The sequence below is a fragment of the Marinomonas sp. 5E14-1 genome, from assembly GCF_039939215.1.
Lineage (GTDB): Bacteria > Pseudomonadota > Gammaproteobacteria > Pseudomonadales > Marinomonadaceae > Marinomonas.
The window spans coordinates 1-14,737 of sequence record NZ_JBDXMW010000009.1 but is presented as its reverse complement, the minus strand read 5'-3'; the positions used below and the strand labels follow the sequence as shown (position 1 = coordinate 14,737).

11 protein-coding genes are annotated in these 14,737 nt (G+C 43.2%); 7 read left to right on the top strand and 4 right to left on the bottom strand.

All coding sequences use genetic code 11. The features are described from left to right. Window positions 1-3: 3 nt before the first annotated feature. Complete coding sequence (lptG, locus tag ABFY09_RS09730; protein WP_347984122.1) at window positions 4-1,065, bottom strand: LPS export ABC transporter permease LptG; 1,062 nt, start codon at window positions 1,063-1,065, stop codon at window positions 4-6. Window positions 1,066-1,080: 15 nt separating this feature from the next. Then, on the bottom strand, window positions 1,081-2,196 hold the full coding sequence (gene lptF, locus ABFY09_RS09725; protein ID WP_347984121.1) for an LPS export ABC transporter permease LptF: 1,116 nt from the start codon (window positions 2,194-2,196) through the stop codon (window positions 1,081-1,083). A 122-nt stretch (window positions 2,197-2,318) separates the two neighbouring features. On the opposite strand from lptF, the gene ABFY09_RS09720 reads away from it, so the two are divergent. From ABFY09_RS09720 to ABFY09_RS09705, 4 genes are all read left to right on the top strand, one after another. Then, window positions 2,319-3,779 (top strand): leucyl aminopeptidase, encoded by a 1,461-nt coding sequence (locus ABFY09_RS09720; RefSeq protein WP_347984120.1) that lies wholly within the window; start codon window positions 2,319-2,321, stop codon window positions 3,777-3,779. Window positions 3,780-4,015: 236 nt separating this feature from the next. Further along, entirely contained in the window at window positions 4,016-4,342 is a 327-nt protein-coding gene (locus ABFY09_RS09715; protein ID WP_347984119.1) for a hypothetical protein, read from the top strand. Window positions 4,343-4,467: 125 nt separating this feature from the next. Continuing rightward, window positions 4,468-7,251: a valine--tRNA ligase gene (locus tag ABFY09_RS09710; protein ID WP_347984118.1), complete on the top strand. Its 2,784-nt coding sequence runs from the start codon at window positions 4,468-4,470 to the stop codon at window positions 7,249-7,251. Between the two features lie 78 nt (window positions 7,252-7,329). Continuing rightward, entirely contained in the window at window positions 7,330-7,587 is a 258-nt protein-coding gene (locus ABFY09_RS09705) for a cold shock domain-containing protein (protein ID WP_347984117.1), read from the top strand. Here the strand turns inward: ABFY09_RS09705 and ABFY09_RS09700 are convergent, their stop codons facing one another. Continuing rightward, window positions 7,588-8,010 carry a CBS domain-containing protein gene (locus tag ABFY09_RS09700; protein WP_347984116.1) on the bottom strand — a complete coding sequence of 141 codons (423 nt, stop codon included), beginning with the start codon at window positions 8,008-8,010 and terminating at the stop codon, window positions 7,588-7,590. It lies immediately after the preceding gene. 111 nt (window positions 8,011-8,121) lie between these two features. On the opposite strand from ABFY09_RS09700, the gene tadA reads away from it, so the two are divergent. Together tadA and purL are read left to right on the top strand one after the other, a co-directional pair. Continuing rightward, window positions 8,122-8,610, top strand: coding sequence for a tRNA adenosine(34) deaminase TadA (tadA, locus tag ABFY09_RS09695; RefSeq protein ID WP_347984115.1), 489 nt, complete (start codon window positions 8,122-8,124; stop codon window positions 8,608-8,610). Between the two features lie 117 nt (window positions 8,611-8,727). Then, entirely contained in the window at window positions 8,728-12,627 is a 3,900-nt protein-coding gene (purL, locus tag ABFY09_RS09690) for a phosphoribosylformylglycinamidine synthase (RefSeq protein ID WP_347984114.1), read from the top strand. A gap of 62 nt (window positions 12,628-12,689) precedes the next feature. On the opposite strand, the gene ABFY09_RS09685 is transcribed toward purL, so the two are convergent. After that, window positions 12,690-13,535, bottom strand: coding sequence for a LysR family transcriptional regulator (locus ABFY09_RS09685; protein WP_347984113.1), 846 nt, complete (start codon window positions 13,533-13,535; stop codon window positions 12,690-12,692). 106 nt (window positions 13,536-13,641) lie between these two features. On the opposite strand from ABFY09_RS09685, the gene ABFY09_RS09680 reads away from it, so the two are divergent. Continuing rightward, window positions 13,642-14,505: a DUF1989 domain-containing protein gene (locus ABFY09_RS09680; RefSeq protein ID WP_347984112.1), complete on the top strand. Its 864-nt coding sequence runs from the start codon at window positions 13,642-13,644 to the stop codon at window positions 14,503-14,505. The last annotated feature ends 232 nt before the right edge of the window (window positions 14,506-14,737 follow it).

Here is a 14,737-nt window from a genome sequence, read left to right as displayed (position 1 = left end):
TGCTTAACCTCTTCGTCGAATCAGAATGACGCCAGCCAAAAAGCAGATCAAAATGGGAATGCTCACACCAAAAATAGGTGGAAAGTCGACAGCAACACTCATTCGACCAAATAAATTTAATCCGTTCTGAAATGCAATTCCTATTAATACGCCAGAGAAAATTCGCCCGCCCATAGTGGATGATCTTAATGGCCCAAAGACGCTTGATAAGGCCACAAGAACCAAAGCAAGAGAGGCTAGAGGTCGTAACGCTGTCATCCAAAACTGTAACTCGTATTGGGATGAGTCGAGCTTTTGTAGGCTAAGGTATTTTTGGTAGCTTACTAGTTGGCTTAAGGACAAGGCCTCTGGGTCTTGAGAAGCCAGAAATAAATGTTCTGGTTGTATGTTTATTGTCCAGGTGTTTTGAATAAGACTTTTTGAATCAATATGATCTGGGTAGAAGGTTGTCTCCATAACGCTATTGAGCTGCCACGTGGAGTCTTCTATATGTTGAGCGCTTTCGGCAGTAATGATGTGGCTGAGTTGCTGATCATTGGGTGAGAAAATTTGTACTCCATAGAGCTTTCCTTCACTGTCTGCTGCGTCTATATAAACAAAGTTATTATCCGCTTTTAACCAGACTCCACCACTTAATGAAAACTCACCATTTTTTTGGTCTTCAACTTTTGTTATTAAGTTGGCTTTTTGTTCTGCGGCGGGTGCCACAAATTCAGAAATGCCTATCCCTAGTAATGAGATGAAAAGAATGGGTTGGCATGCGGAGAGGCCGATTCGCCAGATAGGCATTCCTGCGGCTCTCATGACAGTTAATTCCGATGTGGAAGCAAGCGAGCCTAGGCCAATGAGAGTGCCAATTAAAGAAGCGATCGGAATGTACTCTGCGAATTTTCCGGGTAAACGTAGGGTCATTACTTGGAGTAAAGATTGAATAGTATAGCTTTCATTTACTTTTTTGATTTGCTCGATAAATGTGATGGTGAAATCTAAACCAAGTAGTACTAATGACACTATTAAAAAAGACCATAAAACGCTGCTGGAGATGTATTTATCTATTTTATTCATAAGTACTTTTGCTCGCTAGCTTTGCTTTAGTTGGCTTGTTGATGCTTTTCTGCGACGTGCAAATACTTGGTTGTATTGCATGAAAAGTACAGTCGCTATAATAGTAAAGACGCCATGAATCCACCATAAGCCTAAATAGGTAGGAATGCGGCCTTTCTCTATGCCGGTTCGCCCCCAAATAAGCATGGCTATGTAAAAGATCATAATAAGAATGGCGGGCAGCATTTTAAAGAAGCGTCCTTGTCGAGGATTTACCTGGCTCAGGGAAAGCCCAATGATGGCTAAGACTGGAATTATGATAACGAGAGAAATTCGCCACTGGAGTTCTGCTTGATCTAAGATTTTTGAGCTTTTTATGAGCTCAGTAAGGCTTTTTGTGTGAGGTTTGTCAATAACTCCTGTGGAGCTATTCTCTATTTGGACAGCGTAAGTATCAAACTGGGTCACTCGATAATTCGCAGTGCCTGGTTTGCCTTCGTATCGAGTGCCATCTTTAAAAACAAGATAGCGTTGGTTGTTCTCAGCGGGAACAGAAATCTGTTCAACATAAGCGGCGAGAGTCTGTACCAGTGTATTGCCACTTTGTTTGTGAACAATATCTGAAAGAAAGACTTGGTTTATCCAGCCTTCATCATGGGTGAAACTTTCTGCGTAGATAGTCTTTTGTCCACTGCCTTCAAAGCGGCCAGGTATTAATAAATCGAAAGAAGAGAGTTGGCTTTGTTCTTGCGATGCTTCTTCGGCTTTGTATTCGCTGTACGGTGCAATCCAGAAATTAATGCTGCCGCTTATTGTGGCTACAATCATCGCAATGCCCAGAGTGTAGCCTGCCAGTTTCATTTTGCTGATGCCGCTGGAGAAGAGGACTGACATTTCATTTTCTATGTACAAACGACCGAAAGCGAGTAATAGAGATAGGAAGAAAGCTAGCGGTAGTACCATTTGTATGAAGCTTGGAATGTGGTAACCAAGGATGATGAATAAGAACTCGAAAGTCATTTTGCCTTCGGTTATGCGGCTTAGGTAGGAAGAAAAGCGGCTGCCTAGCGTCACAAGTAATAAAATAAGGGTAACGCCAGCGGTTGACACAAGTACTTCTTTCGCTAAGTATCTGAATAGTCTCAAAGTCACCTCTGGATGAATTCTACTTTTTTACACGTAGAGTTGATTACATTTCGAAAGGCCCCATTATCTCGTGGTAAGAAGGACATTATCCAGTTTTTTTTGAAAGTTATTTGCTTGAGGGTTTTTTCATGAATATGGCGCTATTTGATCGCTTATCTACAGTGCAAGCAGATTTGCTTGTTGCTTTTGTTCCTGCAGAAGGCGCATTGCCTGAATCTACCGCATGGATTGATGAAAACGTTGCTGGGCAAATTTCCCAGTTACGTGACACGGCCGTCTTTAAAGGCGGTGTGGCACAGACATTATTGCTTCCACTTATGACGCAAGATTTTGCTCAAGCTGTTTTGTTGGTAGGTATTGGTAAAGACGCTGAATTGAGTGATATGCAGGCACGTAAAGTGATTGCGGCGGTTGCGGCTCAAATTAAAGGTTTGCCTTATGAATCTGTTGCGGTTGCCAGTGCGGCGCTGACCTTAAAAGGGCGTTCTGAATCGGACATTATTGCATTGGTGTCTCAATGGCTAAACGAAGGCTTTTATAATTTTCTTGGCTTTAAAGAGAGTGATGCTGAGAAAGCAACTAAGGTGGCGTCTTTGTTGATCCAAGGTTCGGATGAAACAGCATTGACGATAGGCACGGCAACAGCAAATGGCTCGGCGTTTGCTCGTCAGTTGGGCAACTTGCCTGGCAACGTATGTACGCCAAGTTATTTAGCGTCAAAAGCTCAACAATTAGCAGAAGAGTTTTCTATCGATGTTGAGTTGTTAGACGAATCTAAAATGGACGAATTGGGTATGAACTGCCTATTGTCTGTCGGGCATGGTAGTGATCAGCCAAGTTATTTGATCGTTATGCATTATCGCGGTGGCGAAGAAGGCGATGCGCCTCATGTCTTGTTAGGGAAAGGTATTACTTTCGATACGGGTGGTATTTCATTGAAGCCTGGCGCGAAAATGGATGAAATGAAATACGACATGTGTGGTGCGGCAAGTGTCTTCGGAACGATGAAAGCCATTTGCGAATTGAAACCTAAGCTTAACTTCACAGCCGTGGTCGCGGCGGCAGAAAACATGCCGAGCGCTCGTGCGACGAAGCCGGGCGATATTGTGAAAACGATGTCTGGCAAAACCGTTGAAATTTTGAATACGGACGCAGAAGGGCGTTTGGTATTGTGTGATGCGTTGTCATACATCGAACGTTTTGAGCCGAAATCTGTAGTCGATATTGCTACTTTGACGGGCGCGTGTGTTGTTGCTTTGGGTAGCGTGAATTCTGGTATGTACGCTAACAACGATGACTTGGCCTCTGAACTGAAAGCGGCGAGTCAAACGGCAGCAGATAAGGTTTGGCAAATGCCATTAGATGAAGAATATCAGCAACAACTGGACAGTAACTTTGCGGATATTGCTAACATAGGTGGTCCAGAGGCAGGCTCAGTAACAGCAGCTTGTTTCCTCTCTCGTTTTACGGAATCTTACCCTTGGGCGCATTTGGATATTGCTGGTACAGCTTGGACTGGAGGCGCAAGCAAAGGTGCGAGTGGTCGTCCTGTTGCTTTATTGACTCGTTATCTGTTAGCGAAAGTATAAGCTAAAAATCAATGGTGAATAAAAGGCAGTGGTGATTTTTTACCACTGCTTTTTTGTATATAAAAGTGAATGCTATCAAGGTTTTATTTTTTTATTTGGCTTGCTTGTTGGTCGGGAAAAGTGGGTGAGGGTGGACTTTTAAGTGCTGCAATGCGAAAGTTGAAAAGATAAATAATGGGATGAGCCGCTTGATGTGCTCAGCTGTCGAATATTGTTTTTGAATATTGGTTTACCTTATGTCAGATGTCGCCACTCAAAAGAACGAAGTTTTTGAACCAGATGAAGATACATTGATTTCAGCGTTGAGAAATCAAGATGATATTCCAATTTTGATGGATGTTGTTGCTGAGCAAGTGGCTGCATGTGCTAGCCAAGAAGACCATTTGACGCAGACGCTCGATGGCTTGAATAATGACAAAGTGGAAGACGTTCCCTCTGCTGGTTTTTCGCAAGAACTTATTGCAAAAACCATTGCGGGTGTTCTTGAAAAACGCTTACCTGAATTGGTTTCTGAAGTAATGGAGGCCTTGTATTCCTCCAGTAGTACTTACAAAAAAGATTAATCTTCTGTGTTTTGCACACGGTTGATACGTTTAATAGTGTGCATGTTATTTTTTATCTTGTTTCAACAAGCTATAATTCCGCAAAATCAAATTGACCGCTACATAAAGAGCTATAAGACACCATAATGGAAAAAAACTACCAACCTCAGAGTATTGAACAACCTATTTATAAACGTTGGGAAGAAGGTGGATATTTTTCACCTCAAGGCAACGGCACGCCTTTCTCTATCATGATTCCACCGCCTAACGTGACTGGCAGTCTGCATATGGGGCATGCTTTCCAGCATACCTTGATGGATGCCATGATTCGTCGTGAACGTATGAAAGGTAGCCGAACATTATGGCAGCCAGGTAGTGATCACGCGGGTATCGCGACACAAATGGTGGTCGAGCGTCAGTTGGCTGCACAGAATCTAACTCGTCATGATCTTGGTCGTGAGAAATTCCTTGAAAAAGTATGGGAATGGAAGGGCGAGTCTGGTGGCACTATTTCTGATCAGATGCGAGTCTTGGGTGACTCTGTTGCGTGGGATAAAGAACGTTTCACTATGGATCCTGGTATGTCTGCGGCGGTCCAAGAAGTGTTTGTTCGCCTGTTCGATGAAGGCATAATTTATCGTGGTCAGCGTCTTGTTAACTGGGATCCCGTTTTGCATACGGCTATTTCTGATTTGGAAGTGATTTCTGAAGAAGAAAATGGCTTTATGTGGTACTTCCGTTATCCGCTAGCAGATGGTGTAAAAACAGAAGACGGTAAAGATTACATTGTGGTGGCTACGACACGTCCTGAAACTATGTTTGGTGATGCTGCAGTTGCAGTAGCGCCAGATGATGAGCGTTTCACTGCATTGGTTGGTAAAGAGGTTGAGTTGCCATTAGTTGGTCGCCGTATTCCTATTGTGGCGGATGAGTATGTAGATAAAGAGTTTGGTACTGGTTGTGTGAAAATTACCCCTGCTCATGACTTTAATGATTATGAAGTGGGTAAACGTCATGACATGCCGCTGATTAATGTTATGACGGATGATGCGGCGATTAATAACGTTGCTCCAGAAAAATATCGTGGAATGGATCGCTTTGAAGCTCGTAAAGCCGTTGTTGCCGATTTCGACGCATTAGGTTTGCTTGAGAAGATAGCCGATCACAAACTAAAAGTACCTCGTGGTGAGCGTGGTAATACCGTCATTGAACCTTATCTAACCAATCAATGGTACGTTGCTGTTGAGACTTTGGCGAAGCCTGCGATCGAAGCGGTTGAAAATGGTGATATTCAGTTTGTTCCTAAGCAGTGGGAGAACACTTATTTTGCTTGGATGCGTGATTTACAAGATTGGTGTATTTCTCGTCAACTGTGGTGGGGACATCAAATTCCAGCTTGGTACGATGCTGATGGTAAGTTCTATGTAGGCAAAGATGAGGCAGAGGTACGAGTTAAATATAACTTGGCGGCGGATCTTAAATTAACACAAGATGAAGATGTTTTAGATACGTGGTTTTCTTCCGCGCTTTGGACCTTTGCAACACAAGGTTGGCCCGAAGAAACACAGGACTTCGCGGAGTTTAGTGAATCCGATGTATTGGTAACAGGCTTCGACATTATCTTCTTCTGGGTTGCCAGAATGATTATGATGACGTTGAAATTCACCAATAAAGTGCCGTTCAAAACAGTTTACATTACAGGCCTTATTCGTGATGAACGTGGCGATAAAATGTCGAAATCAAAAGGGAATGTTATTGATCCTTTAGACTTGATTAACGGTATTGATATTGAGTCACTGGTTGCAAAGCGTACCTACGGTATGATGCAGCCGCGCTTGGCAGAGAAAGTTGAAAAAAATACCCGTGAGACTTATCCAGAAGGCATTCAAGCTTACGGAACAGATGCTTTGCGTTTCACTCTATGCTCTTTGGCTTCTGGTGGTCGTGATATTAAATTCGACCTTAATCGCCTAGAAGGTTACCGCAACTTCTGTAATAAGATCTGGAATGCAACGCGTTATGTGTTGATGAATACAGAAGATCAAGATTGCGGACAAAGTGGTGCTGATGTTGAGTTATCTCTTGCTGATAAATGGATTATTTCACGTTTGCAGCATGCGGAAGAAGCGGTGAATCATGCCTTTGAAACTCACCGTTATGACTTGGCTTCACAGGCTTTGTATGAGTTTATGTGGCACGAATACTGTGATTGGTATTTGGAATTGTCTAAGCCTGTTCTGTGGGATGAAAATGCAACAGCGGCTCAATTGACTGGAACTCGTCGCACTCTAGTGCGTGTTCTAGAAGCTTTCTTACGCTTAGCTCATCCTATGATGCCATTCTTAACCGAAGAGATTTGGCAGCGCGTTGCTCCATTGGCTGGCGTAAGTGGTGACACTGTGATGGTGGCGCAATACCCAGAAGCTGAAGAGAGTAAAAAAGACGCTCAAGCGGAAGCGGATGTTGATTGGTTAAAAGGCGTTATCGAAGGTGTTCGTAATATTCGAGGTGAAATGAATATTTCTCCTTCTAAGCCTTTGACCGTGCTGTTCCGTAATGGCTCAGATCAGGATAAATTACGCCTTGAAGCGAACCTGACTTTCTTGCAAACATTGGCGAAACTAGGCACAGTGACTTGGTTGGAGTCGGGTGATGAAGCTCCTATGTCTGCGACAGCACTGGTTGGTGACATGGAAGTGTTAGTGCCAATGGCAGGTCTAATTGATAAAGGCGCCGAGTTGGTTCGATTACAGAAAGAAATCGATAAGGCGTCCAAAGAATTACAGCGTATACAAGGTAAGCTATCGAATGAAAGTTTTGTGGCGAAAGCGCCGGCAGTCGTTGTTGAGAAAGAGCGCGCTAAATGTGACGACTTACAGTTGACGGTTAGCAAGCTAGAAGAACAAAAAATCAATATAGAATCTTTGTAAAATAGACAAAGGCGGGTTGTCATATCGACAATCCGTCTTGCGCTTACTTTAATAAAAATAAAAAAAGAGGCGAAGGTAATGGAACGATTAACTGGAAAAGTTAAGTGGTTTAATGACGCTAGAGGTGTTGGTTTCATCAAAAGAGAGGAAGAGAGTGATGTCTTTGTACATTACAAATCTATCGTTCGTGATGGGCATAAAACACTTCGAAAAGGCCAAGCGGTGAGCTTTATCTTGTCCGATACGGATTTTGGGGTTCAAGCTCTTGATGTTCATATAGAGTCAGAAGCGAAACTTTCCGCTTCTAGCTCCAATGAACATTTAGCGAGTGCTTAGTTAGGCTGATTCTTTGAGCATTTTGTTGGCTAGTTTTACGAAATCAATGGGTGTGAGTATGCCGACAAGTTTGTCATCTTGAATAACTGGCAAGCACCCATATTTGTTTTCGATGAAAAATTCTGCCGCGGCACTTAACTTCATGTCTGGGTTGACTGTTAATATGTCTTTGTTCATAGCATTGGCGATAGGTGTTTGTTGCTCTTTTTTGGATATTTGTTGGGTGCCAAACTGACTAACCAAATGAAAGGCGTGACGTAGATATTCTCGTTGCGTCAACATGCCAACACATTCCTCCTGATCATTGAGAACAGGAATATTTCTGATGTTTTTTTCGTGCATCAACTCTTTGGCTTTCGCTAAGGAGTCATTTTCTTTTAGAGTAATTAAGTTTTTCGACATTAAGTCTGCCACTGTTTGCATGAGTTCAATCTCCTTGTGTTTATTATCTTGTTGAACTGAGTGTAGAGCGGTTTGTGCATGAAAGGCAATTATGTATTTAAAGCAATGTCAGCGCTTTGAGGTGAATCAATAATGAAAGATCAAGAATGGATGGAAAGAGCGCTTGAGTTGGCGGGCAAAGCGGCATCAGAAAATGAAATTCCAGTCGGTGCGATTGTTGTATTAGAGGGAGAAGTGATAGGCGAAGGTTATAATTCCCCGATTTCATTATGTGATCCAACGGCGCACGCTGAAATTCAGGCTATTCGCATGGCGTGTAAAGCTGTTGGTAATTATCGCTTGCCGAATGCCACGCTATATGTGACGTTAGAGCCGTGTTCCATGTGCGCGGGTGCGATTGTTCATGCTCGCATTGGTCGGGTGGTGTATGGCGCGACGGAACCTAAAAGTGGTGCGGTGGTGAGCCAAGGATGTTTTTTTGATGCGCCTTTTTTAAATCATCGCGTCGAGGTGACAGAAAACGTGTTGTCCGAACAGGCGTCAGTGCAATTAACAACGTTTTTTCAAATGCGCCGTGAGCAAAAGAAGAAATTAAAAGAACTGGCTAAAAAATCACCTTAACCACTTTTTTTCATTAATTTGCGCAGAAATTTCAGACTCCGCTAGCCTCTATTTGCCTCATTGATTTAAAATACCGCAGCATTTCCCCCAAAACTACAAAATGAGGCAAGACTCAACATGCTAACCCTGCATGGTTCCGCAGCGCTATCGGCGTTTCGCAAGGCAAAGTTATTGGCCAATATGAAAGCATCTGTTGCATCGGTTACTGATGTGGATGCTCAATTTCTCCATTTCGTGGAGTTGGCTGACCATCAAACACTTACGGTTGCGCAAGAGGCCGTTCTTGAACGCGCTTTGGCTTACGGTCCTAAATCTTCCCAAATTCACTCGTCTGAACAAAGCGTGTTAGTGGTTCCTCGTTTAGGTACCATTTCACCTTGGTCATCTAAAGCGACGGATATTCTCCATAACTGTGGATTGTTAACTGTGTCTCGTGTTGAGCGTGGCGTGGAATACTTTATTCACAGTTCTCAGCCATTAACGCTGGAAGAGTTAGATTTGTTGTCGATGATTCTTCATGATCGAATGACTGAAAGCGTGCTTCCGGCATTAAGCGACGCAAGCAGTATGTTCTCTCATGCAGAGCCTGCACCAATGGCAAGTGTTGATGTGTTGGCTGGTGGCTGTGCAGCGTTGGTTGAGGCAAACCAAACGTTAGGCTTAGCGTTAGCAGACGATGAAATTGACTACCTTGTTGAGTCGTTTGTTGAATTGGGTCGTAACCCAATTGATATTGAATTAATGATGTTTGCACAGGCGAACTCTGAGCATTGTCGCCATAAAATTTTCAATGCATCGTGGACGATCGATGGCGAAGAGCAAGAGCGCTCTTTGTTTAAGATGATTAAGAACACACACGAGCATAATTCAGAAGGTACTTTGTCGGCTTATAAAGACAACGCTGCCGTGATGGAAGGGCATTTCGCTGGACGCTTTTATCCGTCTCCTGAAAATCGCGAATACGATTTTAGTCAAGAAAACATCGATATCCTGATGAAAGTTGAGACGCATAATCACCCAACGGCGATTTCACCTTTTTCAGGTGCGGCAACTGGCTCTGGCGGTGAAATTCGTGATGAAGGCGCAACAGGTGTTGGCTCTAAACCAAAAGCAGGTTTGAGTGGCTACACGGTTTCAGATTTGAAGATTCCTAATTTTGTACAACCATGGGAAAGTCATTACGGCAAACCTTCTCGTATTGTGACGCCTTTGGATATTATGATTGAAGGGCCTATTGGTGGTGCGGCGTTTAACAACGAATTTGGCCGCCCAAATCTTTTAGGCTATTTCCGTACTTACGAACAAAAAATTCAAGGCGCTTCTCAAGAAGAGGTGCGTGGTTATCATAAGCCGATTATGTTGGCGGGTGGCTTAGGTAATATTCGCCGAGAACATGTTGAAAAACAGGAAATTAAGGTCGGTGCGAAGTTAATCGTCTTGGGCGGGCCTGCCATGTTGATTGGTCTCGGTGGCGGTGCGGCTTCTTCAATGGCGTCCTCTGACGGTAACGAAGATCTTGATTTTGCATCTGTTCAACGCGGTAACCCAGAAATGGAACGTCGTTGTCAGGAAGTGATTGACCGTTGTTGGCAGTTGGGTGACAAAAACCCAATCAGCTTTATCCATGACGTAGGTGCAGGTGGTTTGTCTAATGCCTTGCCTGAATTGGTAAAAGACGGTGAGCGCGGCGGTAGCTTCGATTTGCGTAAAGTGCTGAATGATGAGCCTGGCATGTCGCCTCTTGAAATTTGGTGTAACGAATCGCAAGAGCGTTACGTGATGGCTGTTTCTCCAGATCGCGTTGATGAATTTACCGCGATTTGTGAACGTGAACGTTGCCCATTTGCCATTGTTGGTGATGCGAAAGAAGAGCTACATTTAGAAGTGGCAGATTCGCACTTTGGTAATAAGCCAGTTGACCTGCCTATGTCTGTATTGTTTGGTAAGCCACCAAAAATGCATCGTGAAGGCAATAAATCAGTGATTGCTGGGGATGACTTTACTGCAGTAGACGTTGATCTTGCTGATGCCGCGCAGCGTGTTTTGAGCTTGCCAACCGTTGCTAGTAAGAACTTCTTGATTACTATTGGTGACCGCTCGATCACAGGTATGGTCGCGCGTGATCAGTTGGTTGGCCCTTGGCAAGTGCCCGTTGCTGATGTGGCGGTGACGACGTCGTCATTAGACAGTTATACCGGTGAAGCCATGACAATGGGTGAGCGTACGCCAATGGCGTTATTGGATGCGCCAGCATCAGGTCGTATGGCCGTTGGTGAAGCATTGACTAACTTGGCTGCCGCTAAAATCACAAAGCGTAACCATATTAAATTGTCTGCAAACTGGATGGCCGCGGCCGGTCATGAAGGAGAAGACGAAAAGCTGTATCAAACAGTCAAAGCCGTTGGTATGGAATTGTGTCCAGCATTGGATATCGCGATTCCTGTTGGTAAAGACTCTATGTCTATGAAGACAGTTTGGAAAGAGGAAGGTGAAGAAAAAGCCGTAACTTCTCCATTGTCTCTTGTGATTACTGCGTTTGCCCCTGTTGCGGATGTTCGTCAAACCTTGACGCCAGAATTACAAAACAAAGCCGATACGCGTTTGTTATTGATTGATCTGGGTGCGGGCCAAAATCGTTTGGGTGGTTCTGTGATTGCTCAGGTGTATAACAAGCTTGGTCAGAAAACACCGGATGTGGATGATGCTGCTGTATTGGCTGGTTTCTTTGATACGACTCAAGCATTAAATTCAGAAGGCAAATTACTTGCTTATCATGACCGTTCTGATGGCGGTGCATTTGCTACGTTGACAGAAATGTCCTTTGCGAGTCATTTAGGTTTGAATATTGACCTTGATGCTGTTGTGTCAGATCGTGCACAAGTTGCGCCAGCATTATTCAGCGAAGAGCTAGGTGCGGTGGTTCAGGTAAATGAATTCGATGTTGCTGAGATTGTTGCCGCTTACGAAAAAGTTGGTGTATCTGTATTACCTGTCGCGACTTTGTCTGGTGACGATACTATCCGTGTTCGTTTTGCTGGTGAAACTGTATTGGAAGAAACGCGCATTAACTGGCAACGTGTTTGGTCTGAAACAAGTTACCGAATTCAGTCTTTGCGTGATAATCCTGAATCTGCTCAACAAGAATTTGATAATTTGTTAGACGCCAAAGACCCTGGTTTAACGGCACAATTGACCTTTGATCTTAACGAAGATGTTATGGCGCCATTCCTTGGTGCAGAGAAAAAACCGAAAATTGCGGTTTTACGTGAACAAGGCGTCAATGGTCAGGTTGAAATGGCAGCGGCTTTCCACAAAGCAGGATTTACGCCAGTCGATGTTCACATGAGTGATATCTTGTCTGGTCGAACTAAGCTTGATGAATTTAACGGCTTAGTTGCTTGTGGTGGTTTCTCATACGGTGACGTATTGGGTGCTGGTGAAGGTTGGGCGAAATCCATTCTCTTTAATGAGGTAGCTCGTGATCAATTTGAGTCCTTCTTTAAACGCAAAGATACCTTTACGTTAGGTGTGTGTAACGGTTGTCAGATGTTGTCGACTTTACATGAACTTATTCCGGGTACGGATCATTGGCCGAAATTTGTGCGTAATGAATCGGCACAGTTTGAAGCTCGTCTTGTGCAAGTGGAAGTTCAGAAATCGAACTCTATCTTGTTAGCAGGAATGGAAGGCTCAAGAATGCCAATTGCGGTGGCTCATGGTGAAGGTCAAACGGAGTATCGTAATGAAGGTGATATTGCCGCATTGGCGAAATCTGCTCAAGTGGCGCTTCGTTATGTAGACAACTATGGACAAGCGACAGAACGCTATCCATTTAACCCAAATGGCTCTGCAGAAGGGGTAACAGGGTTAACATCAGAAGATGGTCGAGTGACTATTATGATGCCTCACCCAGAGCGTGTTTACCGCACGGTTCAACACAGTTGGCACCCAAGTGAATGGGAAGAGCAAGCACCTTGGTTGCGCTTGTTCCAAAACGCGAGAAAGTGGTTGGGTTAATAGTCCATTAGTAACTGCTTTTAAAGGCCTCCTAATTGAAAAATCAGGAGGCCTTTTTGATTTTAAATTAGGTATTCAACTAATGTGTTGATGTTGGTATGTGCATACTTATTTTGTTCGATAGCATAGTAATGACCGATATTACTCCTCTTAGTCGACAGTGCGATGAGCGTTCCACTCTTTAAATCTTCTTGAATGAGTGCTTCTGGGCACAGAGCAACGCCTTGTGCTGCAATAGTGGCCATTTTTAAGAGGTGAAAATCTTCATAGACAAGTTGGGTTGGTTTATTCAAAGTGAGGCCTTGAAGAGCAAACCAATTTCTCCAGCCTTCCTCTGTGTGGTCATGCAATAAGTCTGTTTCTAATAAATCTTTACTGGAAAAAACGTGCTGTCGATTCATGTAAATTGGACTGCATACAGGGATTGTTTCGCCAGACAAAATTTTTGAACGTATATAAGGTGTATGGCTTTCCTGTTCATGACTGCCTATGCGTAAGCTGTGTTCGTCCAAATAGTCTGGAGAGGAGGAGTGATATTTAATAATAAGCTCATAATTAGGGTGTTCTGCCTTAAATTTTAATAATCGAGGAAGTAGCCAAAATTCGATTAATGACGGTAGGCAATAAAGAGTAATTGTATTGTGAGTGGTGTTTTTGGGTTCAGAAAGTATTTGGTCGATATGATCAAAAGGAGCAGACAATTCCAAGGATAGCCGTTTTCCTTCGGGTGTCGTTTTAAGCTGCCGACCTGATTTATAAAATAAACTGTATCCAAGTTGGGCTTCGAGGCGTTTGATTTGATGGCTGACTGCAGACTCAGTTAAGTGCAAGTGATCTGCAGTGTGCTTTAAGCTTTGGAAACGCACAACAAGATGAAAAGTGTGTAGCGCAGTATACGGATGCCTCATTATTGAATCTCATTAATTTTTGTCATGTATATTTAAAAAATGTCATTTTATTTGAGTTTCCACTTTCATTAGCCTAAGTCAAATATTCAATAAAATGGAGTCGATTATGAGTAATGTTGAAGCGGCCTACAGAGCAGGATCAGGGTCAAAGTTAGCAGTAGATAAAGTTTTTTATAGTTCTTTAAAAGAAGGGAGTGCTCAGCGAACATTGGTAGACACGATTAAAATCCCTATGCGATCAGGAAAGGCTTGGGAAGTTCCTGCAGGGCATGTGTTTCGTATTCGTGTTTCTGAGGGGCCGCAGGTTGGGGATTTTAATATGTGGAATAAGCATGATCCTCGTGAGCGCATGTGGGCATCTCGTACTCGTCAATTACAAAGTGCGCATGTCAGCACTTATGACCGTCTTTGGTCAACCTTACCATTTCTTCGACCAATGGCAACGATAATAGATGACACGCTTGCTGATTATGGCCAGGATGCTGAGGGTGGTAGAGTCCATGATTTATTAGGAACGCGCTGTGACCCGTATGTTAATAAACTTTTAACAGGCGAAGATTTTGATTTTCATTGTCATTCGAATCTTGTTCGAGCTGTTTTACCCTATGGTTTAACTGAGTTTGATGTGCATGATGTATTAAATGTTTTTCAGTGTACAGGGCTTAATGATGACGATAAATATTTCATGAAAGCTTGCCCTGCAAAAAAAGGAGATTATTTAGAGTTCTTTGCAGAGATGGATCTTTTGTGTGCTTTATCCTGTTGCCCTGGTGGGGATTTGTCTGTTGATCTATGGGGGCCTGATGCAAAAGATCCACTATCTACTTGTCATCCTTTAGAGGTGGAAATTTATAAGCTAGATCCTTCATCTCTAGACTGTTGGGAAGAACCAAAAAGCTCCGGTTATGCTGGTGGACATGGTCTTAGATCTCCCAGTGTAGATTGGGAAAGTATTAAAAAAGGGCTTTAATACTCGATTGTTGATTGGTAAGTGATCGATTTATAGTTTTGCTGTTTGTTCTTTGATCGATCTTTACTGTATTTTAAAATTAAACGATATTAATTAGCCTTTTTCTCTGAAAAGGGTTGCACAAAATCTGTAGATCTTTAATATACGCCCTCGCTGACACGGACAGGGCTTAGCATCTTAATTAGATTTAGGAAGTTGAGTGGCTTAAGTGGATTGGCAACGCTCTTTAAAA

What these genes read in the sequence shown, in the direction of transcription:
- lptG (WP_347984122.1), bottom strand. Translation starts at nt 1,065, where the DNA reads ATGAATAAAATAGATAAATACATCTCCAGCAGCGTTTTATGGTCTTTT.
- ABFY09_RS09720 (WP_347984120.1), top strand. Translation starts at nt 2,319, where the DNA reads ATGAATATGGCGCTATTTGATCGCTTATCTACAGTGCAAGCAGATTTG.
- ABFY09_RS09715 (WP_347984119.1), top strand. Translation starts at nt 4,016, where the DNA reads ATGTCAGATGTCGCCACTCAAAAGAACGAAGTTTTTGAACCAGATGAA.
- ABFY09_RS09710 (WP_347984118.1), top strand. Translation starts at nt 4,468, where the DNA reads ATGGAAAAAAACTACCAACCTCAGAGTATTGAACAACCTATTTATAAA.
- ABFY09_RS09705 (WP_347984117.1), top strand. Translation starts at nt 7,330, where the DNA reads ATGGAACGATTAACTGGAAAAGTTAAGTGGTTTAATGACGCTAGAGGT.
- ABFY09_RS09700 (WP_347984116.1), bottom strand. Translation starts at nt 8,010, where the DNA reads ATGCAAACAGTGGCAGACTTAATGTCGAAAAACTTAATTACTCTAAAA.
- tadA (WP_347984115.1), top strand. Translation starts at nt 8,122, where the DNA reads ATGAAAGATCAAGAATGGATGGAAAGAGCGCTTGAGTTGGCGGGCAAA.
- purL (WP_347984114.1), top strand. Translation starts at nt 8,728, where the DNA reads ATGCTAACCCTGCATGGTTCCGCAGCGCTATCGGCGTTTCGCAAGGCA.
- ABFY09_RS09685 (WP_347984113.1), bottom strand. Translation starts at nt 13,535, where the DNA reads ATGAGGCATCCGTATACTGCGCTACACACTTTTCATCTTGTTGTGCGT.
- ABFY09_RS09680 (WP_347984112.1), top strand. Translation starts at nt 13,642, where the DNA reads ATGAGTAATGTTGAAGCGGCCTACAGAGCAGGATCAGGGTCAAAGTTA.